Annotated in this window: 23 protein-coding genes; 8 read left to right on the top strand and 15 right to left on the bottom strand. The window is 71.9% G+C overall.

All coding sequences use genetic code 11. The features are described 5' to 3' along the window. Positions 1–26 precede the first annotated feature (26 nt). From RKD23_RS12535 to RKD23_RS12515, 5 genes are read left to right on the top strand one after another with little or no spacing between them, the layout of a single operon-like run. Complete coding sequence (locus RKD23_RS12535) at positions 27–2,720, top strand: nitrate- and nitrite sensing domain-containing protein (RefSeq protein ID WP_424853759.1); 2,694 nt, start codon at positions 27–29, stop codon at positions 2,718–2,720. Beyond that, a complete protein-coding gene (locus RKD23_RS12530; RefSeq protein ID WP_404042271.1) occupies positions 2,717–3,220 on the top strand; it encodes a roadblock/LC7 domain-containing protein in 504 nt (167 codons plus the stop codon). Before RKD23_RS12535 ends, RKD23_RS12530 begins: the two co-directional genes overlap by 4 nt. After that, a complete protein-coding gene (locus RKD23_RS12525; RefSeq protein ID WP_424853758.1) occupies positions 3,217–3,642 on the top strand; it encodes a DUF742 domain-containing protein in 426 nt (141 codons plus the stop codon). The genes RKD23_RS12530 and RKD23_RS12525 overlap by 4 nt, the downstream gene beginning before the upstream one ends. Next, a complete protein-coding gene (locus RKD23_RS12520; protein ID WP_404042269.1) occupies positions 3,623–4,267 on the top strand; it encodes a GTP-binding protein in 645 nt (214 codons plus the stop codon). The genes RKD23_RS12525 and RKD23_RS12520 overlap by 20 nt, the downstream gene beginning before the upstream one ends. Positions 4,268–4,280: 13 nt before the next feature. Beyond that, positions 4,281–5,510 carry a styrene monooxygenase/indole monooxygenase family protein gene (locus RKD23_RS12515; protein ID WP_424853757.1) on the top strand — a complete coding sequence of 410 codons (1,230 nt, stop codon included), beginning with the start codon at positions 4,281–4,283 and terminating at the stop codon, positions 5,508–5,510. A gap of 29 nt (positions 5,511–5,539) precedes the next feature. Here RKD23_RS12515 and RKD23_RS12510 read toward each other — a convergent pair whose 3' ends face one another. The 7 genes from RKD23_RS12510 to RKD23_RS12480 all read right to left on the bottom strand — a co-directional run bounded on the left by RKD23_RS12510 (position 5,540) and on the right by RKD23_RS12480 (position 11,130). Next, entirely contained in the window at positions 5,540–6,619 is a 1,080-nt protein-coding gene (locus RKD23_RS12510) for an NlpC/P60 family protein (protein WP_424853756.1), read from the bottom strand. 222 nt (positions 6,620–6,841) lie between these two features. Then, a complete protein-coding gene (locus RKD23_RS12505) occupies positions 6,842–7,135 on the bottom strand; it encodes a DUF1330 domain-containing protein (protein ID WP_424853755.1) in 294 nt (97 codons plus the stop codon). Between the two features lie 33 nt (positions 7,136–7,168). Next, positions 7,169–8,557 (bottom strand): MFS transporter, encoded by a 1,389-nt coding sequence (locus RKD23_RS12500; RefSeq protein WP_424853754.1) that lies wholly within the window; start codon positions 8,555–8,557, stop codon positions 7,169–7,171. Positions 8,558–8,600: 43 nt separating this feature from the next. Next, positions 8,601–8,963 (bottom strand): MarR family transcriptional regulator, encoded by a 363-nt coding sequence (locus tag RKD23_RS12495; RefSeq protein ID WP_091261881.1) that lies wholly within the window; start codon positions 8,961–8,963, stop codon positions 8,601–8,603. Positions 8,964–9,127: 164 nt separating this feature from the next. Next, positions 9,128–9,403 carry a hypothetical protein gene (locus RKD23_RS12490; protein ID WP_424853753.1) on the bottom strand — a complete coding sequence of 92 codons (276 nt, stop codon included), beginning with the start codon at positions 9,401–9,403 and terminating at the stop codon, positions 9,128–9,130. Between the two features lie 30 nt (positions 9,404–9,433). Continuing rightward, a complete protein-coding gene (locus RKD23_RS12485; protein WP_424853752.1) occupies positions 9,434–10,084 on the bottom strand; it encodes a TetR/AcrR family transcriptional regulator in 651 nt (216 codons plus the stop codon). Positions 10,085–10,191: 107 nt separating this feature from the next. Then, complete coding sequence (locus RKD23_RS12480) at positions 10,192–11,130, bottom strand: AurF N-oxygenase family protein (protein ID WP_424853751.1); 939 nt, start codon at positions 11,128–11,130, stop codon at positions 10,192–10,194. Between the two features lie 167 nt (positions 11,131–11,297). Between RKD23_RS12480 and RKD23_RS12475 the strand changes: the two genes are divergently transcribed. Further along, positions 11,298–12,404 (top strand): ferritin-like domain-containing protein, encoded by a 1,107-nt coding sequence (locus RKD23_RS12475; protein ID WP_424853750.1) that lies wholly within the window; start codon positions 11,298–11,300, stop codon positions 12,402–12,404. A gap of 59 nt (positions 12,405–12,463) precedes the next feature. Here the strand turns inward: RKD23_RS12475 and RKD23_RS12470 are convergent, their stop codons facing one another. The 6 genes from RKD23_RS12470 to RKD23_RS12445 form a co-directional block, all read right to left on the bottom strand. Beyond that, positions 12,464–13,933, bottom strand: a complete 1,470-nt coding sequence (locus RKD23_RS12470; protein ID WP_424853749.1) for a penicillin-binding transpeptidase domain-containing protein — start codon at positions 13,931–13,933, stop codon at positions 12,464–12,466. Next, a complete protein-coding gene (locus RKD23_RS12465) occupies positions 13,930–15,297 on the bottom strand; it encodes an FtsW/RodA/SpoVE family cell cycle protein (protein ID WP_424853748.1) in 1,368 nt (455 codons plus the stop codon). Before RKD23_RS12465 ends, RKD23_RS12470 begins: the two co-directional genes overlap by 4 nt. 77 nt (positions 15,298–15,374) lie before the next feature. Continuing rightward, positions 15,375–15,728, bottom strand: coding sequence for an SH3 domain-containing protein (locus RKD23_RS12460; protein ID WP_424853747.1), 354 nt, complete (start codon positions 15,726–15,728; stop codon positions 15,375–15,377). Positions 15,729–15,822: 94 nt separating this feature from the next. Then, on the bottom strand, positions 15,823–17,058 hold the full coding sequence (locus RKD23_RS12455; RefSeq protein ID WP_424853746.1) for an ATP-binding protein: 1,236 nt from the start codon (positions 17,056–17,058) through the stop codon (positions 15,823–15,825). Continuing rightward, entirely contained in the window at positions 17,055–17,768 is a 714-nt protein-coding gene (locus RKD23_RS12450) for a hypothetical protein (protein ID WP_424853745.1), read from the bottom strand. The genes RKD23_RS12455 and RKD23_RS12450 overlap by 4 nt, the downstream gene beginning before the upstream one ends. Positions 17,769–17,870: 102 nt before the next feature. Beyond that, positions 17,871–18,377 (bottom strand): protein-tyrosine phosphatase family protein, encoded by a 507-nt coding sequence (locus RKD23_RS12445; RefSeq protein ID WP_424853744.1) that lies wholly within the window; start codon positions 18,375–18,377, stop codon positions 17,871–17,873. Between the two features lie 104 nt (positions 18,378–18,481). Between RKD23_RS12445 and RKD23_RS12440 the strand changes: the two genes are divergently transcribed. After that, positions 18,482–19,288, top strand: coding sequence for a nuclease-related domain-containing protein (locus RKD23_RS12440; RefSeq protein WP_424853743.1), 807 nt, complete (start codon positions 18,482–18,484; stop codon positions 19,286–19,288). A gap of 16 nt (positions 19,289–19,304) precedes the next feature. Here RKD23_RS12440 and ligD read toward each other — a convergent pair whose 3' ends face one another. Beyond that, on the bottom strand, positions 19,305–20,183 hold the full coding sequence (gene ligD, locus RKD23_RS12435) for a non-homologous end-joining DNA ligase (protein WP_424853742.1): 879 nt from the start codon (positions 20,181–20,183) through the stop codon (positions 19,305–19,307). A gap of 44 nt (positions 20,184–20,227) precedes the next feature. Between ligD and RKD23_RS12430 the strand changes: the two genes are divergently transcribed. Further along, entirely contained in the window at positions 20,228–21,259 is a 1,032-nt protein-coding gene (locus tag RKD23_RS12430) for a Ku protein (protein WP_424853741.1), read from the top strand. Between the two features lie 12 nt (positions 21,260–21,271). Here RKD23_RS12430 and RKD23_RS12425 read toward each other — a convergent pair whose 3' ends face one another. Then, the gene (locus RKD23_RS12425; protein WP_424853740.1) at positions 21,272–22,450 is read right to left on the bottom strand and encodes an acyltransferase family protein; all 1,179 of its coding nucleotides are present in this window, start codon (positions 22,448–22,450) and stop codon (positions 21,272–21,274) included. Positions 22,451–22,609 lie beyond the last annotated feature (159 nt).

The following is a 22,609-nucleotide window of genomic DNA, read 5'->3' as shown; positions in this document are numbered from 1 at the left end:
ACACGAGTACAGGATTGCGAGCACCGGTGCAGAAGATGCGGCCTCGGCGCACAGGCAGGCAGACGGCTCCCACGGGGGGCCCGGAGCAGCAGCCCGGCACCCCGGCCGGCAAGGGGCGGCCCACCCATGTGCGCAACCGGCTCATCGTCGCGTGTGCCGTCGTGGCGGCCGCCGTCGCCGGCGCGGGCGCACCCTCGGTGCTCGCCGCGTCCGGGCAGCTGAAGGACACCCAGGACCTGGTGACCCTCGCCGAGCAGACCCGGGACGCGCTCACCCTCGCCCACTCCCTCGCCGACGAGCGTGACGAGGTCACCTCCTTCGTCGCGGCCGGCCGCCCGAAGGCCAAGGCGCCCTCGGAGCAGCGCAGCGCCCGCGTCGACCGGCAGGTGGACGAACTGCGCGCGAACAGCGACACGCCCGCCGTGCTGCGGGAGGACCTGGACGCCGTCGCGGCCCTGCGCCGAGCGGCGCTCACCGGCAAGAGCACCGCTCTCCAGACGCACGAGGCGTACTCCGCGGCCATCACCGAGCTGCACCGCCTCGCCGAGGACCTCGCCGAGCAACTGCCCCCCAGGGCCGGCTCCGGCGCCTACGCTCTGGCCGAACTGGACGCCGCCGTCCAGCAGTCCGCCGCCGCCCGCGGTCTGCTGCTGGCCGCGCTGAACGTGCCGAGCGAGACCGAGACCGTCTGGGACCCGGTCACCGGCCAGAACGTCGAGAACAGCGTCTCCTCCGACCCCGAGCAGCGCGACGCCCTCACCGCCGCCGCCCAGCAGGCCCGGCTGCGCGCCGACGCCGCCCTCGCCGACTTCTCCGACACCGCGACCACCAAGGCCCGTACCTCCTACGAGTCCACGGTCACCGGTGCCGAGGTCAACTCCGCCGAGAAGTACCTCGCCTCCCTCACCGACGAGCCCACCCTCTCCGACGACGAGCTCGGCACCAGCCCCGAGAAGCTGGACGCCGCCCTCACCGCCCGCATCGAGACCATGCGCGGCGTGGAGTCGGCCCTCTACAACCAGCGCGTCAAGGACCTCGCCCAGCTGCGCGACGACGACGTCACCGCGCTGGAGATCCGCGTCGCCGTCCTGGGCGCCCTGATGCTGCTGGCCATCGGCGTCGCCACCGGCATGGCCCGCACCCTCACCCGCCCGCTCGCGGTGCTGCGCCTGGGCTCCAAGCGCCTGGCCGAGGCGGCCGACCCGGCCGCCGAGGAGCCGGTGAAGTTCACCGGCCGCAACGACGAGTTCGCGCAGGTCGTCCGCTCCGTCAACGCCCTGCACGCGCACGCCGCCGGCCTGCACGAGCGGATCGCCACGCTGGAGTCCGACCGCAAGCATCTGGTGGGCCAGCGGCAGAGGATGGCCGACGCCCGCGAGGAACTGCGCGCCGAGCTCGGCGAGTCCGCCGCCGCCCTGGAGCGGCTGCGCGGCAGCATCGGCTCCACCTTCGTCAACCTCGCCCTGCGCACCCTCGGCCTGGTCGAGCGGCAACTCGCCGTCATCGAGGGCCTGGAGGAGCGCGAGCAGGACCCGGAGCGGCTCGCCACCCTCTTCAAGCTCGACCACTTCGCCACCGTCATGCGCAGGCACAGCGAGAACCTCCTCGTCCTCGCCGGCACCGAGCACGTCCAGCAGACCGCGCACCCCGTGCCGCTGGTCGACGTCGTGCGCGCCGCGGTCAGCGAGATCGAGCGCTACGAGCGCGTCCGGATCGCCGCCCTGCCGCCGCACGCGCACATCGCCGGGTTCGCCGCGGACGACCTGAGCCATCTGCTGGCCGAACTCATGGAGAACGCCACCTCGTTCTCCCCGCCCGACCTGCCCGTCGAGGTCTCCGGCTGGCTCCTGGAGAACGGCGAGGTCATGCTCTCCGTCCAGGACGAGGGCATCGGCATGGCCGCCGAGCGCCTGGAGCGCCTCAACTCCCGCCTCGCCGACTTCGACCCGGATACGCCGTACGACCAGGAGGGCGAGGACGGTCTCGGCCTCGGCCTCTACGTCGTCGCCCGCCTCGCCCACCGGCACGGTGTGCGGGTGCAGCTGCGCGAGCAGAAGCAGGGCGGTGTCGCGGCGGTCGTCGTCCTGCCGACCTCGCTGCTCGCGGCGGCCCCGCAGACCCCGGTCCCGCCCACGGCCGTCACCGCCCCCGGCGGCGCCCACTCCTTCTCCCTCCCGGGCGCCGACGCCGAGGCCAACTCCAACGTCCTGCCCGGCCGCACGGCGAGCGGCGACCCGCTGGTGGACCTGGCCGAGAAGGCCGTACGGGAAGCGGAGGCGGAACAGACGGAGGCGGAACCGGCGGAAGCCGGGCCGAAGGCGCCGCCGGAGACGCCCTCCGAGACCACCATGGAGCTGCTGGCCCCGGTCCCGGCGGTGGAGGAACCCGCCGCGCCGGCCCCGGAGGAGCCCACCACCCACGACCGGGTGCCCGACGACCAGGACGAGCCCCTCACCGACAAGGGCCTGCCCAAGCGCACCCCGAAGATCACCGCTCCGGCGCAGGCACCGCGCCAGCGCAGCCGTTCCGTGGACGCGGACGCCCTACGGCGCCGCCTCGGCGGCTTCCGCCGGGGGGCGGAGGCCGGTTACCGGGACGTGGAGGCGGAGATCGCCGAGCACACCGCACAGACCGAGGCACCGACCGCAGGAACCGTACGAGAAGCACACGCACACGCTGATGAAGCCACGGGGGGCACAGTCGAGGAGGCAAGCAGTTGACCGCGCCCAGTACCTTCGGACTGAGCAGTGAGGCCCGCAATCTGCACTGGCTGCTGACCAACCTGGTCGAGGAGGTGCCCGGCATCCTCTCGGTCGCCGTGGTCTCCTCCGACGGCCTGCTGCTGCTCTCCTCCGACCCGGGAAGGAACGAGGCGGCCCGGCAGGCGCCCGAGGGCCGGCCCACCGGACCCCGCGGGTCCGCCGCCGACCTGGCCACCGTCGTCTCCGGCATCGGCAGCCTCACCGTCGGCGCCGCCCGCCTGCTGGAGTTCGGCGGCGTCAAGCACACCATGGTCGCCATGGACGAGGGCAGCCTGTTCGTGATGTCCATCAGCGACGGCTCCCTGCTCGGCGTGCACGGCTCCGCGGACTGCGACATGAGCGTGGTGGCGTACCACATGGCGCTCTTCGTGGGCCGGGCCGGCCATGTGCTGACCCCCGAACTCCGCAGCGAGCTGCGAAAATCCCTGGAGACCGAGACCGCCGGGAGCGTCCGATGACCGCGGGCGCGCCGAAGAACCGGCTCCCCGTCCGCGGCGGCGAGCGCAAGCCCGCCCGCGTGCGCCCCTACTCGCTCACCGGTGGCCGCACCCGCTTCGGCCATGTGCTCCTGGTGGAGACCTTCGTGGCGACCACGGCGGAGCTTCAGGCGCCGGAGCAGCGCAAGGAGCTGGCGAATGGTTCCCTCAGCACCCGGGTGATGCCGGAGATGCGGGCCATCGTCGAACTGTGCCGCCGCATGCGCACGGTGGCCGAGATCGCCGCGCTGCTGAAGATGCCGCTCGGCGTGGTCCGGGTGCTCCTCAGCGACCTCGCGGACCAGGGAAAGATCAGGGTGTACGGCACGGGCACCGGCCACGGCACGGGCCGTCCGGACCGCGCACTGCTCGAAAGGGTGATGAGTGGACTCCGTCGTCTCTGACGTCGCCTCCTCCTTGGGCGTCGCCCCTCTCGTCGACGAGGACGAGAACCTGAAAGCCTGGCAGACGGACCGCACCCGCGCCCCCATCGCCACGAAGATAGTGGTGGCCGGCGGCTTCGGTGTCGGCAAGACCACCCTGGTCGGCGCCGTCTCGGAGATCACGCCTCTGCAGACGGAGGCGCTGATGACCGAGGCGAGCGAGGACACCGACGACCTGTCGGCCACGCCGGGCAAGCTCACCACGACCGTGGCGATGGACTTCGGCCGCATCACGCTGGACGACGACCTCGTGCTGTACCTGTTCGGTACGCCGGGCCAGCAGCGGTTCTGGTTCATGTGGGACGACCTGGTGCGCGGCGCGATCGGCGCCGTCGTGCTGGCCGACACCCGCCGGCTCAAGGACTGCTTCCCCGCGCTCGACTACTTCGAGAGCTGCGGGATGCCGTACGTCGTCGCGGTCAACCACTTCGACGGCACCGAGCTGTTCGAGCCGGAGGATGTGCGCGAGGCCCTCACCGTTCCTCCGCATGTGCCTGTCATGATCATGGACGCGCGTCGCCGGATCTCCGTGATCGAGACCCTCCTGGCCCTGGTGGGCCACGCGCTCGACGAAACCCCCGAGTAGGAGACACCCCCGCATGCGGAAGATACTCGTCGTCGGAGCCGGCCAGTCCGGCCTCCAGCTCGCCCTCGGGCTCCAGTCGCACGGCTACGAGGTCACCCTGATGTCCAACCGGACCGCGGACGAGATCCGCTCCGGGAGGGTCATGTCGACGCAGTGCATGTTCCACACGGCACTCCAGCACGAGCGCGACCTCCAGCTGAACTTCTGGGAGTCCCAGGCCCCGAAGATCGAGGGCGTCGGCGTCTCCGTGGCCGGCCCCGAGTCGCAGCGGGTCATCGACTGGGTGGGCAAGCTCGACGGCTACGCCCAGTCCGTCGACCAGCGCGTGAAGATGGCCGGCTGGATGGAGACCTTCGCCCAGCGCGGCGGCCAGCTCGTCATCCACGGCGCCGCGGTCGGCGACCTCGACTACTTCTCCCGCGCCTACGACCTCGTCCTGGTCTCCGCCGGCAAGGGCGAGCTCGTCCAGATGTTCGGCCGCGACGCCTCCCGCTCCCCGTACAGCGAGCCGCAGCGCGCCCTCGCGGTCGCCTACGTCCACGGCCTCGGCCCGCGCCCGGAGCACCCCGAGTTCGACGCGGTCCGCTGCAACCTCGTCCCCGGGGTCGGCGAGCTGTTCGTCATGCCGACGCTCACCACGTCCGGCCGCGCCGACATCCTCTTCTGGGAGGGCGTCCCGGGCGGTCCCCTGGACGTGTTCCAGGGGGTGAAGGACCCCGCGGAGCACCTCTCCCTCACGCTGGAACTCATGGAGAAGTTCCTGCCGTGGGAGTACGCGCGGGCGACCAAGGTCGAACTGACCGACGCCGGTGGCACGCTGGCCGGGCGTTACGCCCCCACCGTGCGCAACCCCATCGGGCGGCTGCCCGGAGGCGGGCTCGTGCTCGGTGTGGCCGACGTGGTCGTCGCCAACGACCCGATCACCGGGCAGGGCTCCAACTCGGCGTCCAAGTGCGCCGCCGCCTACCTCGCCTCCATCCTCGAGCACGGGGAGAAGGAGTTCGACGAGGCGTGGATGCAGGCGACGTTCGACCGGTACTGGGCCACGGCGCAGCACGTGGTGAAGTGGACCAATGCCATGCTGGCGCCGCCGCCGGAGCATGTGCTGAACCTCATCGGGGCGGCCGGGCAGATCCAGCCTGTCGCCGACCGGTTCGCCAATGGGTTCAACGATCCTGGGGACTTCGAGGAGTTCTTCTACGAGCCGTCGAAGACCTCGGCGTACCTCGGGTCGTTCGCCTGATCGCCTTTGAGGGTCCTGTGCGCGGGCGGCTATCGGTTGTCGGCGGTTGCTCGCGCAGTTCCCCGCGCCCCTTCGGGGCGCACTGCACCTCGGATCGGTAGAGAGCCCAGAGGGGCCACCTCGATCCTTTCTCCTGTCCTGGGGGCGTGGACGATCATCCCCTCGCCCAGGTAGAGGGCCACGTGGGTGGCGTCCGGGTGGTAGATCACCAGGTCGCCCGGGCGCAGGTCGGTCAGGGGGATGTGGGGGAGCTGGGCCCACTGCTCCTGGCTGGTGCGGGGGATGGGGATGCCTGCCTTCGCCCAGGCCCGGGAGGTCAGGCCCGAGCAGTCGTACGTCTCCGGGCCCTCGGCGCCCCATTCGTAGGGCTTGCCGATCTGCTGGACGGCGTAGCGCAGGGCCGTGTCGCCGGCGCGGGAGGGCTCCAGTGAGGTGCCCGGGGCGCCGGGGGCGGACATGATCTCGCGCTGGGCCTCGTCGATGCCCTTCTTCTCGAAGTCGGCCAGCGCGGTGAGCTGTTCGGGGGTGAGGCCGGCGAGCAGGCCCTCGATGTCGTCGAGCCGGTCGCGGACCTCGTCGCGCTGCTTCTTCCGCTTCTCGGTGAGGGTGAGCTGCCGGTCGAGGGCCTCGCGGGCCTTGCGGGCCAGTTCGTCGGCCTTGCGTTCGGTGCCGGTGAGGCGGCCGACCGTCTCGGCGCGGTCGCGGGCGAGTTGGCCGATGACATGGCCCTGGTCGAGCGCCTGCTGCGGGTTACGGGCGAGCAGCAGCCGTACGTAGGGGGAGATGTCGGTGCTGCTCTGGTACTGCTGGCGGGCCAGCCGTCCGGCGGCGCCCCGGCTGTCGTGCAGGGACAGCCGGACGCGCGCCAGCTCGCCGTCGAGCCGGGCGACCCGGGCGCGCTGCTCCTTCAGCTTCTCCTCGGTCGCGTTGTAGGTCTCGGTCGCCCGCTCGGCCTCGCGGTACAACCGCTGAAGGTCCGTCAGCAGCTCGGCGACGGGCCGCTGACCGGCAGGGTCCGGTTCGGCTGCGGCCGTCGCGGGTGCGGCCACGAGGACGGCCTGGGCGGCCACCGCCACCGTGCAGACCAGGCGCACAAGCCTTCCTGACACGTCATCACCTCCGGTGCGTGAGGAGCGGTCGCTCCGCACCGCGAGCATGGGACGGGTCCGGGCAGGTCCGCGCGCCGAGTGTCGGTGAGGTGGCGCAACACCGTCACCCGTCGGTGTCGTCCGACTTGCCGCCCGGCGTGGCGTGTGGCTTCCGGCGGGGCCGTCGCGCGCAGCTGCCCCGGTCGCTGAAACCGGCGCCAAGCCGATCCGACCGGACCTCGGTCAGTCGATGCCTTCGACGATGCGGAAGTCGCGCTCGAAGCCGTCGGGGAGGGCCACCAGCGCCTTCTGGTACGCCTCGCTCTCGTATGCCGCGACCGCCTGTTCGAAACTGTCGAACTCGATCAGAACGACGCGTTCGGCGATTCCGGCCTCGTGGGCGACGACTCGACCGAAATTGGACAGGACGCGCCCGCCCCCGGCCCGGACAGCCGGACCCGCCAGCGCGTTGTAGGCAGCCAGCTTCTCAGGGTCGGATATGGCGGGGTAGACGCTGACCCAGTAGCCCTTGGGCATGGAACCTCCAGTGTGCGGATGAGTGCATCTGACTTACGGGTTGGTCTCGGACGAGCGTCGGCGGGCGAGAGCGAGGCTTGTCAGCGTCGTGATCGCCATGGCGCCGATGCCGACCAGCGCCGCCGTGGTGTAGGCGCTGTCGTCGGGGAAGAGGCGGCCGGGGCCGGTGCCCGCGGCGAGGATCAGGCCGCCGATGGCGCTGCCCAGGGAGTACCCGACGCTGCGGACGACGTAGTTGAAGCTCATGGCGCTCGACGTCTCGCTCTTGGGGGTGACGGCCAGGATGACGCCGGGCATCGCGGCCGAGAAGCCGCCGACGCCGAAGCCGAGCACGCTCATCGCCGCGAACAGTTCGGCCAGGTCCGACCGGGCCGCCGCGAACAGGGCGAACCCGCCGCCGACCACCACGGCGCTGCCGGCCAGGAGCAGCGGGTCGGCGATCCGCGTCCGGACCCGTGGCGTGAGCTTGCCGGCGACGAACCCCAGCACCGAGAACGGGATGAGGACCAGCCCGGCGACGAAGGTCGTCAGCCCGAAGCCGTAGCCGGCGCCGTGCGGCGTCTGCGCGTACCGCGTGATGAGCGTGAGCAGGAGGTACATGCCGATCCCGCCGACGAACATGGCGAGGTTCGCCCCGGCGACCGCCGGGTGCCGCACCGCCCGCACATCGACCAGGGGCGTCGTACTGCGCAGTTCGATGACGGCCCAGACGCAGAGCAGCACCACCGCGACGACGGCGAGGCCCGCCGCCCCGGCGAGGTGCCGGCTCCACAGATTCCGTTCGCCGGCGAGGAACAGCACCAGGAGCAGCGCAGCGGCCAGGACGACCGCGCCTGCCACGTCCACGTGGGCCGAGCGGCCCGCAGGGGCTTCGGGCATGGAGCGCCACGCGGTCAGGAGGGCGGCGGCGGTGACGACCAGGCCGAGGCCGTAGGCGGCCCGTACCCCGCCGAGCTCGGCGAGCAGTGCGGCCAGCGGGTAGCCGACGCCGGCCCCGATGATCGAGACCACCGAGATCAGGGCGATCACGGCCGCGCCGCGCTCCTCGGGGAGGTGGTCCCGGGCCACGCCCATCATCAGCGCCGTCAGCCCGAGCCCGACGCCCTGGGCCGCCCTGCCGGCCAGCAGCCACGCGAACGGCAGCGGCAGCACGGTGAGCGCGCTGCCGGCGACGACGACCGCCAGCGTGGCGAGGATCGTGGCCCGCCGGTGCGGGCCGGCTCCGAGCCGGCCCAGGACCGGCGTGGCGACGGCGCCGCTGAGCAGCGCGATGGTCAGCGTCCACTGCGCGCTGCCGAGCGAGACGTGGAACGAGGTCGCCACGCTGGTGATGAGCGGCGTCCCGAGGCTGGCGACCGCCGCCACGACCAGAGCGATGAACATCAGGGCGGGGACCAGCGGCCGCGCCTCGGAACGCGCCACTGGTAACGCCTTCACCGCGGGACCTCGCCGGCCGGCTGCCCGGTCACGGCTTCGGCCCTTCGCGGTCCTGGCTTTCGAGCTCTGCCAGATGCTTCAGCGCCGGAAGGGCCGCCACCAGCGCCTCGACCTCGTCGCCGGTGAGCTCGCCGATCAACCGCTCGAACGCGTGGACGCCCGCCTGGCGCCGCGTGCGGACATAGGAGGCGCCGGCCTCGGTCAGGCACACCAGCGTGACCCGCTTGTCGGACGCGTCGCCCCGCCGCTCGACCAGGCCGGACTCCTCCATCACCCGGACCAGGGCGGTCATCGCGGGCTGGGTGACGCCCTCGACCGCGGCCAGATCGGTGATGCGCCGCGGGCCGGTCCGGTCCAGGGTGGCCAGGGTGGCGGCGGACGTCAGGCTCATGTCCCGGGGCAGGCGTCTCACGGCCCTGGTGGCCAGGCCGTAGAGGGCTTCCCCGATGGCGGCGGACGCGTCAGGAGCGGTGTCGTGACGACTCATGGTCGAAGCATAACATTTTTATATTCATAGCTTATGGAAATGGCGCTGGCGCGGGCGGCCGTACGTCTTCAGCCGGCGTGGGGCTTGGACCAGGGCCATCGCAGGCCGCTGCCGCCCTGGTCGCCCTGCGGGTCGTAGCGGTACTTCCAGCGGTTGCGCAGTCCGACGGGCCTGCCCTCGTGGCGCGGCACGCGCCGGTACACCAGCACGGCCGGGCTGCCGCCTGCCGGGTCGGGCACGGGGATCTTGTACGTCTTGGGCGGGTGCCCGGTCATGCCGAGCAGGACCGGCAGCACCCGGCCGTCCATCGGCCCGCCCTCGAACGGGGTGTCTTCGCTCTTCACGGCACCAGTGTGCGCTTCAGCGCACCGGGGTCAGCCGTCCGCCCCGGCGAGGGCGGCCACGATCGCCTCCGTCTGGGGGTCGCGCCGGGCGGTCACCGTGAGCATCGCGAAGAACTGCTCGACCAGCCAGTCCCGCAGCTCCGTCACGGGCGGCTGCTTGTCCTCGTCCAGCCAGATCAGGGAGGCCGCCTCCACGGCCGTGATCCAGGTCCGGACCGTCATCCGCAGCCGGGGCCCCGGTTGGGCGACCTGGAGATGGCTGAGGATGTGCTCCGCCGCGGACCGCCGTACGCCGTCCACGATGGCCGTCGTACGGGAGGTCTCCACCACGCTGCCGCCCTGGAGCAGTGCGCTGAAGCCGGCGTCGTGCTCGTCCACGAAGGCGAGATAGCGGTCCAGGGCCCGTGCCAGCCGCATCAGCAGCGGGCCCTCGCGCGGCTCGTCGAAGCAGTGCTGGAGCTCCTCGGCGGCCGACCGCAGGGCAGCCTCGTACAGCTGCTGCTTGCCGCCGGGGAAGTACCGGTACACCAGGGGCCGGGAGACCCCGGCCGCCTCCGCCACGTCGTCCAGCGACACGTCCTCGGGCGCGCGGTGCGCGAAGAGGGAGAGGGCGGCGTCGAGGAGCTGTGCTCGCCGCTCCTCGACGCTGAGCCGACGGTAGGCGGGGGCGGAGGGACTCATGGACGGCAGCGTAGCCGCCGGTGAAGTGGTCAGGGGCGCGGGACTGTTCCGATATGCGGCTCCGCCGCGTGGGCGCGACCAGCCACGGACGGCCCGCAAGCCGAAACTCAGGCAAGCAGCCCCGAAGACCTCCAGAGCTTCCGGCCGACACCCCTCAGCACGCCGATGTCGTCGAGGAAGTCCGTCAACCGCTTCGCCCCGTTCTGCATGACCTCCCGCCGATGCCCACTGGCCTTCACCTGGGCCATGGCCTCGCGCTTGTCCAGCCCCACGTTCGTGTAGACGTCGGGATTCACGAACGCGACGGAGAACACCCGGGCGAACTCGCCGGAGGTGACCCGCGTGAACTCCTGCGACCACCGCGGCGCGGTCACCATCTGGCGGCGCAGCTCCTCACGGGCGTAGCGCACATGGCGGGCCTCCTCCACGACGTGGATCCGCGTGACGCCCCGGACCAGGGGCTGCACGCGCTCGTCCGGGAAGGTCAGCCGCTGCATCCAGTCCAGGACCTCCTCGCCGAGCAGTGTCGCCGTGAAGGAACCCGGCGTGGTGGAGATGGTCTTGAAGAGCCGGCCGAGGTTCTGGTGGACGCGGCTGACCGGGTACCAGGGCGTCTCGCCGCGCGAGATCAGCCGGGCGAACATCTTCGAGTGCCGGCACTCGTCCTCGATCTCGGTGAGGGCGTAGCGCACATGCGCGCTCGTGGCGGCCTTGTCGTAGATGTGCCGGCACAGCAGCTGCATCAGGATGATCTCGAACCAGATGCCCAGCGAGGCCAGTGCGGCCGCCTCGTGCTGGGAGAGCAGGATGCGCTGCTCCTCGCTCATCCGCTTCCACATCGGGGTGTCGTACAGAGACACCAGCTCGGGCGGCCAGAACCACTTGCCCGGCTCGAAGGGCGCGTCCCAGTCCAGCTCCTTGTCCGGATCGAAGGAGTGCTTGGCGGAGGAGGCGAGCAGCCGCTCGGCCACCTGCTCCCGGTCCTTGAGCAGACCGAGCGCGTCGCGCAGCCCGTCCAGCGCGTCGGCTTCCGTCAGGGTCGTCATGGCTGATCCACCTCGTCGTACGGGGGCGTGGCGGGTTACCCGCCGGTCACTGCTCTTATGAGACTGCCTGTCAGCAAGGTCGTCAATCCCTCGCGCACGAACTTGTCCTTCCGGTGTGAGCGAGACCCTGTTGCTTCGTCTGTCGTGTGCATGTGAGCCTGCGGGACATGTCGACGTATGAGCTGTACGCCCGTGACCCCGGAGATCCGCACTGGCAGGTGCCCGCGAGCGGCGCGGCCCGCTTCGGCTGGGAGTACGGCGACGGCCGCGAACGACTGCTCGCCCTGTACCAGAAGGGCAAGGACAAGCAGTGGGACGGGCAGCGGCGCATCGACTGGGACCTGGAGGTCGACCCGTACGACCCGCTCGGCACCCCGGACGAGGCGATGAGCCTGTACGGCACCAAGCACTGGGCCAAGCTCACCGACAAGGACAAGGGCGAGCTGCGCCGGCACTACGCCTCCTGGCAGTTCAGCCAGTTCCTGCACGGCGAGCAGGGCGCGATGATCTGCGCCGCGCGGATCGTGGAGTCGGTGCCGGACATGGACGCCAAGTTCTACTCCGCGACCCAGACCATGGACGAGGCCCGGCACGCCGAGATCTACGGCCGCTTCCTGCACGAGAAGATCGGGATGCTCTACCCGATCAACGACAACCTCCAGTCGCTCCTCGGCGACACCCTGCGCGACAGCCGCTGGGACATGCCCTACCTGGGCATGCAGGTGCTGATCGAGGGCCTCGCCCTCGCCGCCTTCGGCATGATCCGCGACACCACCGACAAGCCGCTGCCCAAGCAGATCCTCGCGTACGTCATGCAGGACGAGGCCCGCCATGTGGCCTTCGGCCGCATGGCGCTGCGCGACTACTACAAGCAGCTCACCGACGCCGAACTGCGCGAGCGCGAGGAGTTCGTCATCGAGGGCTGCCACCTCATGCGCGACCGGCTGCGCGGTGTCGAGGTGCTGGAGAACTTCGGCATCCCCAAGGCCGAGGCCGAGGCCCTCAGCGAGCAGTCCGAGTTCCTCGCGCTCTTCCGCAAGCTTCTGTTCTCGCGCATCGTGCCCTGCGTCAAGGACATCGGACTGTGGGGCAAGCGGCTTCAGCAGGCCTACGTCGACATGGGCGTCCTCGAACTGGGGGACTCCGACCTGGATCTGTTGATGTCCCAGGACGAGGAGATCGCGGAGAGGCTGGACGCGGAGCGGTTCGCGGTGGAGGAGCGGGAGCGGGTGGCCGAGGTGGAGCAGGCGATCGAGGAGGGTGCGCAGTCCTGAGGGCCGCGGTGTCGTCCGGTCACTGTGGAGGTCCCCCTGGGGACGTGCCCTGAAGGGCGTCAGCCGGTGCGTGGCGTGGTCAGGACCGCCTTCATCACCGCTCGGGCGATCGGCGCCGCCATCCCGCCGCCGGTGATGTGGTCGCGGTCGAGGGAGCCGTCCTCGACCACCACCGCGACGGCGACCTTCGGCTCCATGTCGCGCGCGCCCTGGGCCCAGGAGACGAACCAGGCGTAGGGGATGCCGGAGTTGCCGACGCCGTGCTGGGCCGTGCCGGTCTTGCCGCCGACGACCGCGCCGGGGATGGCCGCCTTCCTGCCGGTGCCCTTCTCCACGACGTCCCGCATCAGCTCCCGCAGCCGTTCCGCGGTCATCGGGCGCATGGCCTGGCGGACCGGGCGCGGGCCGGGCGTCATCAGGGTCGTGCCCCGGGCCGTCGTCGTACGGTCCACCAGATACGGCGCCCGCACCTGCCCGCCGTTCGCGACGGCCGCCGCCACCATCGCCATCTGCAGCGGAGTGGCCCGCGTGTTGTACTGCCCGATCGAGGACAGCGCGAGCTGCGCCCGGTCGACGCTCGTGTCGAAGGTGCTCGGCACCACCGAGAAGGGGATGCGCAGCTCGGTGTCGTTGAACCCGAACGCCTGCGCCGTAGCCGCCATGTCGGCCAGCCCGACCTGCACCCCGAGCCTGGCGAACACCGTGTTGCAGGACCACACGAAGGCCATCCGCAGCGGGGCGTCCTCGCAGCCGTCGGACTCGTTCGTGAGCGAGGTGGTGGTGCCCGGCAGGGTGTAGGGGTCGGGGGAGTCGGTCGGCTCGTCCAGGTCCGTGACCACGCCCGCGTCCAGCGCCGCCGCCGCGGTGACCACCTTGAACGTCGACCCCGGCGGATACGTCTGCCGCACCGCCCGGTTCAGCATCGGCTGCTCCCGGTCGCCGTTCAGCCGCGCCCAGGCGTCCGTCACCTCGGGCCCGTTGCCCGACAGCACCGCCGGGTCGTACGACGGTGTCGACACCAGCGCCAGGATCCGCCCGGTCGCCGGCTCGATCGCCGCCACCGCCCCCTTGCGCGCCCCGAGCCCCGCGTACGCCGCCTTCTGCGCGGCCTCGTTCAGCGTCGTTGCGACATCGCCGCCCGGGTTGCGCGCCCGCGTGAGGTCGCTCCACAGCTGCAACGGCGTCAGCATCGGGTCCGTGCCGGACAGCACCGGGTCCTCGGCCCGCTCCAGCAGACTCGTGCCGTACTTCTGCGAGGCGAACCCGGTCACCGGGGCGTACAAGGGCCCGTTGCCGTACGTGCGTTCATGCCGCAGCTGCTCGCGGGTGTCCAGGGAGCCGGTGATCGGGCGCCCGCCGACCAGGATGTCGCCGCGCGGTTGGCCGTACTGGGCGATGACGGCCCGCCGGTTGGCCGGGCTGTCGTCGTAGCGCTGGGCCTGGAAGACCTGGATGCGGGCCGCGTTGACCAGCAGCGCCGTCAGCAGCAGCGCGCAGAAGACGGCCGCGTGCCGGATGTAGCGGGTCATACGGCGGCCCGCCCGTCGTAATTCCGGCGCGCCGAGTGGCTGATCCGGATCAGCAGCGCGGTGATCGCCCAGTTGGTGACCACCGAGGAGCCGCCCTGCGCGAGGAACGGCATCGCCATGCCGGTCAGCGGGATCAGCCCGGTCACCCCGCCCGCGATGACGAACACCTGGAGCGCCACGATCGAGGCCAGCCCGACCGCCAGCAGCCGCCCGAACGGGTCGCGCTGCGCGAGCCCCGCCCGGTAGCCGCGCTCCACCAGCAGACCATAGAGCAGGAAGATCGCCGACAGCCCGGCCAGGCCCAGCTCCTCCCCGGCCGTCGCCAGGATGAAGTCCGACTTGGCGGCGAAGCCGATCAGGATGGAGTGCCCCTGACCCAGGCCCGTGCCCAGGACGCCGCCGGCCGCGAAGGCGAACAGCGACTGGGAGAGCTGGTTGGGGCCGTCGCCCGCCTCGATCGACGCGAACGGGTGCAGCCAGTCCTCCACCCTGCTGTGCACATGCGGCTCCAGCCAGCCCACGGCCACCGCGCCGGACGCCGCGAGCAGCAGGCCGACCGCGATCCAGCCGGTGCGGCCGGTGGCGACGTAGAGCATGACGACGAACAGGCCGAAGAACAGCAGCGAGGTGCCCAGGTCGCGTTCCAGGACGAGCACGCCGACGCTCAGCAGCCAGATGGTGACGATCGGGCCGAGCACCCGGCCGGTCGGCAGCTGCACGAACCACACCCGGCGGCCCGCGTACGCCAGCGCGCCCTGGTTCGCGGCCAGATACGCGGCGAAGAACACCGCGAGCAGCACCTTCGCGAACTCGCCCGGCTGGATGGAGAACCCGGCGATCCGGATCCAGATGCGGGCGCCGTTCACCGCGGGGAACAGGATCGGCAGCGACAGCAGGGCGAGCGCCGCGGCCACGCACACGTACGCGTAGCGCTGGAGCACCCGGTGGTCGCGCAGGGCGGCCACGACCAGGGTGAACAGCCCGACGCCCAGGGTGGACCACACCAGTTGGGTGAGGGCCGCCCGGTCGCCCGGTGTCTGCAGGTCGAGCCGGTAGATCAGCACCAGGCCCAGCCCGTTGAGCAGCACCGCGATCGGCAGCAGCAGCGGATCGGCGTACGGGGCGCGCAGCCGCACCGCGAGATGCGCCAGCAGCGCCAGCACGCCCAGCCCGGCGCCGTAACCTGCGGCGCCGGGCGGGACGGTGCCGTTCCGGGCGAGGCCCACCGCGCAGTAGCCGTACACCGACAACAGGACGGCGAGGACGATGAGGGCGAGTTCGACGCCCCGGCGCCGGGGGAGGCGCACCGGCGGAGCGGGCGTGCCCGTAGCCGTCGCGGTGATTCCGGTTCCGGCCTTCGTCATGTCCGGAACTTACCCAAATAGAGCTCCTTGTGGGCCTTGTGGCCCGCTGACGCCGTGCGGTGTCGCGCCGATGTCGCTCAGCACCAGCGGGGCGCGGTCCCGATGGTCTTGATGTAGTACGCCGACGCGAAGGCCCAGGTGCCGTCCCTGAGGAGGTACCAGCGGTTGTTGCCGTTGATCTTCTCGCCGGTCGTCTTGCAGAAGATCTTCACGATGTCGCCCTTGCGGACGGACCCGATGATCTGACCGCCGCGGTTCGGCGCGCTGCGCAGCAGCAGCGTGCTCGCGGTGACCTGCCCCTTGTACAGGCGGGGGGCGAGACTGCCTCGCTGACCGGCCCCCTCGTCGTTCGCGACGGCGGGCGTCGCCAGGGCCCCGGCGGCCAGTGCGGCGACGGTCAGGGATATGCCGAAACGGGAGCGCAAGGACATGCGAACCTCCGTGAAAGGGGGCGGAACTGGCTAGTCGCCACGCTAGGAGGACCGACGGGCGCCTGCCCGCTGAGCTGGGCCAAACGAAGGCGCCCTACCCGCCCTGGCGCAACGTCAGCGTCGCCACGGCCCCACCGTCGACGGCGTTGGAGAACTCCAGCCGCGCTCCGAGCACCTCCGCCTGCCCGCGCGCGATGGTCAGCCCCAGCCCGTGCCCCTTCGAACCCCCCTCGGTACGGAACCGCTGCGGCCCGTGCCGAAGGAGATACTCCGGATACCCCTCCCCGTGGTCCCGCACCGTCACCACCGGCCCCTCCACGGTCAGCACCACCGGCCCCCGCCCGTGCCGGTGCGCGTTCGCCACGAGATTGCCCAGCACCCGCTCCAGCCGCCGCCGGTCCGTCTCGACGGTGACATCCCGTACGACCCGTACCTCGGTCTCCCCGCCGGCCCCCCGCACGACCCGCCCGGCCAGTGCGCCCAGCTCCACGGTCGTCAGATCCAGCCGCTCACGCCCGGTGTCCAGCCGCGAGATCTCCAGCAGGTCCTCCGTCAGCGTCCTGAGCGCCGCCACCCGGTCGCGCACCAGCTCCGTCGGCCGCCCCGGCGGCAGCAGCTCCGCCGCCGCGTGCAACCCCGTCAGCGGTGTGCGCAGCTCGTGGGCCACGTCCGCCGTGAACCGCTGCTCGGCCAGCAGCTTGCCCTGCAACGACGCCGCCATCGAGTCCAGCGCGGCGGCCACCGCGGCCACCTCGTCCTGCGGGCGCCGCGGGTCCTTGGAGCGGCGGTCGTCCACCCGCGCGTCCAGGTCACCGGCGCTGATCCGCCGGGCCACCCGCGCGGTGGCGTGCAGCCGCCGGGTCACCCGCTGCACCGCGAGCGCGCCGACCAGCAGCGTCGCGCCGATCGCCAGCGCCGAGGACCACAGGATCGCCCGGTCGAGGCCGTCGATGGTGCGGGCCTGCTGCGAGTAGTCGACCCGCACCGCGAGGACGCGCCCGCCGTCGGCCGGGCCCGCCGCCCACATCGTCGGCCGGCCGTGGTGATGGGCGACCATCGTGCCGCGCTCGCCGCCCGCCGCGAGCTCCCGCAGCCGCGTGGGCAGCCCCTCCGGGTCCACTCCTGTGCCCGGCGTCGGGGTGTCCCCGGCCTCGAACGCGTCCGTCGCCTGCGCCAGCCGGTCCAGGGCCAGGTCGCGGGCCTGGCCCACGGTCTGGTTCGTCACCGACACATGCACCAGTACGCCGAGCAGCGCGGCCAGCGCGCAGCACATCACCGTGATGAACACGGCCGACTTCACGGCGAGCGTGCCGGTCGGGGCGAGCCTCATCGGGGGGCCGCCGTGAGGGTGGGGGTGGGGGTTCGTCCGCTGGTGCGCAGCATCTCGTCCTGGGTCAGCAGCATCGCCTTCTGGTCCGGGTCCCAGGTCCACTGCAACCGGTACTCGTAGCCCGCGACCTCCGACGGCGAGCGGATGATCACCGAGTGCCCGGCCAGCTCGACGCCGCTCAGGGCGTCCTCGTAGTGCATGACCTGCACCAGCCGGTGCCGGTCCACCGTGTACACGCGTACGGCGGTCAGCGTGCCCGGCAGCTGCCGGAAGCCCAGCGTCAGATCGTCGCGGCCGTCACCGGTCAGGTCGCGGTAGTACGGCCGCAGCACCGGGCAGCGGCCCTTGCCGGGGCCGTCCGCGCAGTCCGCCATCCGCGCGCCCGTCTCCCGGAACTCGGCCTTCTCACCGGCGTAGCGCTTGGGGTCGCCGTCGACCTCCGCCCTGACGATCGCCACGGGATCGACCTCGTGAATGCCGCCGGTCACCCGGACGCCCTTGATCACCTTCGTCTCCGCCTCGTCGAAGTCGAAGGCCGGCGAGGAGGCGGGCGCCAGCTCGGGCCACAGCCGCGCCGGCCCCACCGCGGTCGGCGTCGCCCCGGCACCGCGCAGCCCGCCCGCGTCACCACAGCCGGTGACCACCGCGAGCACGGCGACGGCCCAGACGGCGAGAAGAGCCCGCGAGGGGCGGCGGAGGGGCGACGGCACGGGACTCCTGCGGATCGAACGGCGACGGAACGTGGCCGGGGGCCCCGTAACTGTAGTAACGCGAAACCGGGGGGTGCGCACGCGGGAGGCTCCGCTACTCCGCTACTCCGCCAGCTCCTCCAGCAGCCGGGCCGTCGGCAGGCCGGTCCGGAGGTAGTCCTCGAACAGCCCGTTGTGCAGCGCCCAGGGCGAGCGGCGGGTGCGGATGAGCCGGATGGCGTCCTCCGGGCGATGACCGCGGCGCACCAGGGCGTGGGCGACGACGAGGCCGGAGCGGTTGTAGCCGTGGAAGCAGCGCACCAGCACCCGCCGGCCCGCGTCCAGCGCGTCGCACGCGGCCTCGGCCAGCCGGATCACGCCCGCGAGCTGCGTGCCGTCCAGCGGCCCGTCCGGGATGGGCCACACCTGGTGCTCGACCCCCTGGTCGGGCCCGTACCCCGGCAGCCGCAGCAGCGTCTGCACGAGGTCGAACTCGTCACGGACCACCACGGTCTCCACCTGCCCCGTACGGCCCCGGACCTCGTGCCCGCCCATCCACAGACCGGGCACGACCTCGTCCCACCGGCGTTCCGGAGCGGGTACGTCGGGTTGCTTCCTGCGGGTACGCAACGGCGCCTCCCCAACCCCGGGACCTGCCCAACTGCTCTCCAAGGTAACCGGGTTCTTGCCCCGGGAGCACCCCGCCTGGTCCCATGGTCATGGGGTGATGGTGCATGAGCGGACTGCGCGTCATACCGACCTGGCGGCACGGCCGTGAGCGGCTCTACGTCTGTCTCACCGACGGCCGGAACATCGCCTGGTACGACAGGGAGGGCGGCCGGGTGAACCTGCTCAGGGAGGACCGCAGAGCCGACGTCCTCGAAGCCCTGGATCCCTTCATCACGGGCCCCGTCACGGTCGGCCCGCCCCCGCCGCCGACCCCCGCCGAGCTGGCCCGGCTCGCCCTGCACCCGGACGACGACCTGGCGCCCAACCGCCCCGGCGAGGCCCTCCAGATCGCCCTGGACCGCGACCGCGGCCCCGCCCACCGGCTGCGTGCCGACCCGCGGCGCAGGGCGCTGCTGGCCGAGCAGGCGGTGGGGGAGGCGCTGGACCGGCTGGACGGCGCCGGCTGGCACGCCCTGCACTCCCTCCCGCTGCCCGGCGGCGACCGCGTCCACCACCTGGTGATCGGGCCGGGCGGCCTGTTCGCCGTCCACACCGTCTACGCACGCCGGCTGCGCGTGCTGATCGCCGACCCGATGGTGACCCTCGGCCGCGCCGAGGCGACCCCGCTGCTGCGCCGCGTCCGCGCCACCGCCGACCGCGCCTCCTACGCCCTGACCGCGGAGGTCCGCCCCGTCCTGGCCCTGGTGGGCCCGACCGGCCGCGTCACCGTCACCGCCGAGCCCCGCGAGGTCCGCGTCCTGGAGGACACGGACCTCGGCGGCCTCGCCCGCCTGGGCGGCGTACTCAAACCGGCGGACGTGGAGGCCCTGCACGCGATGGCCCGTGACCGCAACACCTGGAGCCGGGTCTAGCCACGTACGGACGGGACTACGGCAGCTCGCCCGCGTGGGCCGGATCGAGCAGCGGCGCCAGCAGATCGCCGTCCTGGAGCCGGGGCGCGAGGTCGGCGGCGCCGAAGGACAGCTGGTCCGGCGCCCCGCACTCCTCCACCTCCGTCCAGGTCACCGGCGCGGACACGAGCGGCTCCGGCCGGGCCCGCAGGGTGTACGGCGTGGCCGTGGTCTTGCGCGCGGCGTTCTGGCTCCAGTCGACGAACACCTTGCCCGGCCGCAGGCTGCGCGTCATCCGGTGCACGACCAGCCGCGGCATGGCCCGCTCCGCCTCCACCGCCAGCGCCTTGGCGTACTCCGAGACCCGTTCGGAGGACGCTCCGCGTACGGCGGCCAGCAGATGCAGCCCCTTGGAGCCGGAGGTCTTGGCGTACGCCTCGATGCCGTCCCCGGCGAGCCGTTCGCGCAGCCAGAGCGCGACCTCGCAGCACTCGACGATCGTGGCGGGCGGCCCGGGATCGAGGTCGAAGACCAGCCGGTCGGCCTCGCCCGGGTCGTCGACGAGCCACTGGTGGGTGTGGAACTCCGTGACGAGATTGGCCGCCCACATCAGAGAGGGCAGATCCTGGATCACCACCATCCGGGCCGGCCCCTCCGACCGCGGCACCTCGGCGACGGTGACCCACTCGGGCGTACCCGGCGGCACGTTCTTGGTGAAGAACACCTGCCCGTCGGGGCCGTCCGGGTAGCGCAGGAAGGACACCGCCCGGTCCCGCAGATGCGGCAGCAGGGCCTCGGCGGTGGTCGCGTAGTAGTGCAGCACCTCGCCCTTGGTGAACCCGGTCGCCGGGTACAGCACCTTCTCCAGATTGCTGAGCGCGAGCCGCCGCCCCTCCACCTCTGTGATGGGCGTCATACGATGAGAATCACACGAATCCGGGTCAAACCACCGCGAAAGGTGTGCTGCACGTGCGATCCATATGGAACGGAGCCATCTCGTTCGGCCTGGTCAGCATCCCCATCAAGCTGGTGAACGCCACCGAGAGCCACTCGATCTCCTTCCGCCAGATCCACACCGAGGACGGCGGCCGCATCCGCTACCGCAAGGTCTGCGAGCTGGAGGAGCGCGAGGTCAGCCAGGCGGAGATCGGCAAGGGCTACGAGGACGCCGACGGCACCATCATCCCGATCACCGACGAGGACCTGGCCCACCTGCCGCTCCCCACGGCCCGGACGATCGAGATCGTGGCCTTCGTGCCGGCCGACCGGATCGACCCGCTCCAGATGGACGCGGCGTACTACCTCGCGGCGGGCGGCGCCCCCGCGGCGAAGCCGTACACCCTCCTGCGCGAGGCCCTCAAGCGCAGCCACAAGGTGGCCATCGCCAAATACGCCCTGCGCGGCCGCGAACGCCTGGGCATGCTGCGGGTCGTCGGCGACGCCATCGCCATGCACGGCCTGCTCTGGCCGGACGAGGTCCGCGCCCCCGAGGGCGTGGCCCCGGACACCTCCGTCACGGTCCGCGACAAGGAGCTGGACCTCGCCGACGCCCTGATGGACACCCTCGGCGAGGTCGACCTCGACGACCTCCACGACGAGTACCGCGAGGCCGTGGAGGAGGTCATCGCCGCCAAGGCCGCCGGCGAAGCACCCCCCGAGGCCCCCGAGCCCGCCACCGGCGGCAAGGTCCTCGACCTCATGGCCGCCCTCGAGAACAGCGTCCGCGCCGCCAAGGAGTCCCGCGGCGAGGAACCCGCCGAGGTCACCCACCTCCCCCAACGCAGATCCAGCCGCGCCCAGCCGAAGGAACCGGCCGGCAAGAAGTCGACCGCGAAGAAGACGACAGCCGCGAAGAAGACGACGGCAGCGAAAAAGACGACGGCGAAGAAAACCTCCGCGACCAAGTCGACGTCCAAATCCACGACCAAGTCCACGGCCTCCGCCAAGAAGACCCCGGCCAAGAAGACGACGGCCCGCAAGCGCTCGGCGTGACGGGCCGGCGCATCAGCGCCCGTAGGGCCCCGCGGCGGCGTCGAACTCCGGAGCGCGCTCCCCGGGCACGAAGGCCTGGAAAGCAGGCCGACCCGGTTCAGCAGGTCCAGCCGCAGGCGGCTCGGCGCCGCCACTGCGGACCTGCGCGAAGGCCGAGCTCAGGGCGCGCTTGAGCCGTCGGGCCACGGGCCGCTCCACCCACCGGTGGACCAGATGGGCCAGCACCAGCATGCCCACCACCGTGCCGCCGAGCAGCACCCAGCGGTCGACCGAGCCCTGGAAACGGCGGAAGATCTCCCAGCCGATGGACTCGTGCAGCAGATACAGCGGATAGGTGAGCGCCCCGGCCGCGGGCAGCCACCGCCAGTCGATCCGCCGGAACCAGCCCAGTGAGACCCCGGCCATCACCCCGTAGAAGACGGTGATGAGAACGGCGACACCCCAGCCGGGCACGTTGTGCCCGACGCGCTCCAGCGTCCGCTGCCAGGTCTGCATGACCGTGTGCTGCCCCATGACGAAGGACAGGCCGACGATGCCCCACAGCAGCAGGTTCGACCCGAAGCGGTGGATCAGGAAGAAGGCCAGTCCGGCGATGAAGAACCAGCAGTGCGGGACGACCAGCAGATCGTCGAGGGCACCGAGGTCGTACCCGGTGGCGAGCAGCGCGCCGGTCGCCCACACACAACAGAAGGCGACCACCCGCCGGTAGGTCACCCCACGCCACACCACGAGCGCGAAGAGCAGATAGAACCGCAGCTCGGCCCAGAGAGTCCAGTACACCCCGTCGACATGATCGACCCCCATCGGCCACTGCAGCATGGTCAGATTGACCAGCACGTCCCGCCAGGCCAGCGGATCGATCCCCCCGGGCAGCAGGGCCGCCACCGCCGTGGTGGCGATCACCCCCACCCAGTACGCGGGGAACAGCCGGATCACCCGAGAGGTGAAGAAGTCCGGGACGGTACGCCCCCAGCAGCTCATGCAGATGACAAAGCCACTGATCATGAAGAACAGCTCGACACCCAGCCACCCGTAGGCGGAAGGCCGGAAGATCACAGGGAACAGCTTCGCCTGCGACCCCTCCCAGCCCTCCCCGAAGGCCACGTAGTGATAGGCCACGACCATCAACGCGGCCACGAGCCGCAACCCGTCGAGCACGACGATCCGCTCGCCGCCGCCCCCGGACCGCACACCGGCCACCCTTCGACGGGCAGCCCTCTTGCCTATTCGCACACAGTTCTCCAGGACGCGACCACCGCCGGCCCTCGAGCACGGCCCGGTCATCCTAGATGCACACCACACCGTTCGATCCAGGCCGACCTGCCCGCACACGCAAAAAGACCCCACCCT

Origin of the sequence: Streptomyces sp. SAI-170 (assembly GCF_049739565.1) — a bacterium.
In the GTDB taxonomy this organism is placed as follows: Bacteria; Actinomycetota; Actinomycetes; order Streptomycetales; family Streptomycetaceae; genus Streptomyces.
Note: the sequence above shows the minus strand (reverse complement) of the source record. Positions and strands in the feature narration are given on the sequence as shown.

Coding starts and splice junctions, on each gene's coding strand:
- RKD23_RS12460 (WP_424853747.1), bottom strand. CDS start 15,728: ATGTCCTTGCGCTCCCGTTTCGGCATATCCCTGACCGTCGCCGCACTG.
- RKD23_RS12465 (WP_424853748.1), bottom strand. CDS start 15,297: ATGACGAAGGCCGGAACCGGAATCACCGCGACGGCTACGGGCACGCCC.
- RKD23_RS12525 (WP_424853758.1), top strand. CDS start 3,217: ATGACCGCGGGCGCGCCGAAGAACCGGCTCCCCGTCCGCGGCGGCGAG.
- RKD23_RS12470 (WP_424853749.1), bottom strand. CDS start 13,933: ATGACCCGCTACATCCGGCACGCGGCCGTCTTCTGCGCGCTGCTGCTG.
- ligD (WP_424853742.1), bottom strand. CDS start 20,183: ATGACGCCCATCACAGAGGTGGAGGGGCGGCGGCTCGCGCTCAGCAAT.
- RKD23_RS12495 (WP_091261881.1), bottom strand. CDS start 8,963: ATGAGCCTGACGTCCGCCGCCACCCTGGCCACCCTGGACCGGACCGGC.
- RKD23_RS12505 (WP_424853755.1), bottom strand. CDS start 7,135: ATGCCCAAGGGCTACTGGGTCAGCGTCTACCCCGCCATATCCGACCCT.
- RKD23_RS12515 (WP_424853757.1), top strand. CDS start 4,281: ATGCGGAAGATACTCGTCGTCGGAGCCGGCCAGTCCGGCCTCCAGCTC.
- RKD23_RS12485 (WP_424853752.1), bottom strand. CDS start 10,084: ATGAGTCCCTCCGCCCCCGCCTACCGTCGGCTCAGCGTCGAGGAGCGG.
- RKD23_RS12440 (WP_424853743.1), top strand. CDS start 18,482: ATGAGCGGACTGCGCGTCATACCGACCTGGCGGCACGGCCGTGAGCGG.
- RKD23_RS12480 (WP_424853751.1), bottom strand. CDS start 11,130: ATGACGACCCTGACGGAAGCCGACGCGCTGGACGGGCTGCGCGACGCG.
- RKD23_RS12455 (WP_424853746.1), bottom strand. CDS start 17,058: ATGAGGCTCGCCCCGACCGGCACGCTCGCCGTGAAGTCGGCCGTGTTC.
- RKD23_RS12475 (WP_424853750.1), top strand. CDS start 11,298: ATGTCGACGTATGAGCTGTACGCCCGTGACCCCGGAGATCCGCACTGG.